General features: G+C 38.3%; 1 protein-coding gene. It reads right to left on the bottom strand.

Annotation, left to right across the window (positions count from 1 at the left end):
• On the bottom strand, positions 1-567 hold a 567-nt coding region (locus AC1DRF_RS30820), incomplete at its 3' end, for a polysaccharide deacetylase family protein (RefSeq protein ID WP_477742677.1).
• Between the last annotated feature and the right edge of the window lie 166 nt (positions 568-733).

Raw genomic sequence — 733 nt, 5'->3', positions numbered from 1 at the left:
GTTAAGCACTTGACTTACAATTTTACCTACGCCTGGATTTCTCCAATCAAATGTATCTTGATGCCAAGACCAAAGAATAATGGTATACTGCTGATTTTTAGCAGCTTTTACTACCCGATCGTCATAATAGCCAGTAGGTGGACGAAACAGGTAAGGTTTTATTCCTGTAATAGCTTGTATACGTTCATCCGCTTTTTCAATTTCTTGTTCAATTCTCTCTACTTCCTGACCCCTTACTTTCAAATGGCTATATGTATGATTAGCAAGTTCATGCCCTTCACGAACTTCTCTTTGAGCAAGCTTGGGAAACGACGTTACTCGATCTCCGACTACAAAAAAAGTTGCTTTGGCACCGTACTCTTGCAATAAATTCAAAATGGTCGGCGTATATTTAGGATCTGGTCCATCATCAAATGTAAGCGCAATTAACTTCTCGTCTTTCATGGGAACTTCCCACACGATATCTCCTTTTTTTTCATAATAAAATCTGCTCTTCTTTGCAGCATCCGCCTGAATACCATAGAAATTAATGGAAACAATAATGATAATTGACAAGTACCATTTCACTCAATGACCTCCTTTTTTGTCTAGGTGTGCTTCATGCGTATTGTCAATAAACGCTTTAATACCAACTGCAAATAATCGTTCATCACCTAAACACACGCGCTGTTGACGGCGATTAGCTGCAGAAGTTGATTTACGGTTTTTCATAGTCTTCTCTCCATTACTAATT

The organism is Priestia sp. P5_B4 (assembly GCF_056400385.1).
This window is presented reverse-complemented; position numbering and strand designations above follow the sequence as displayed.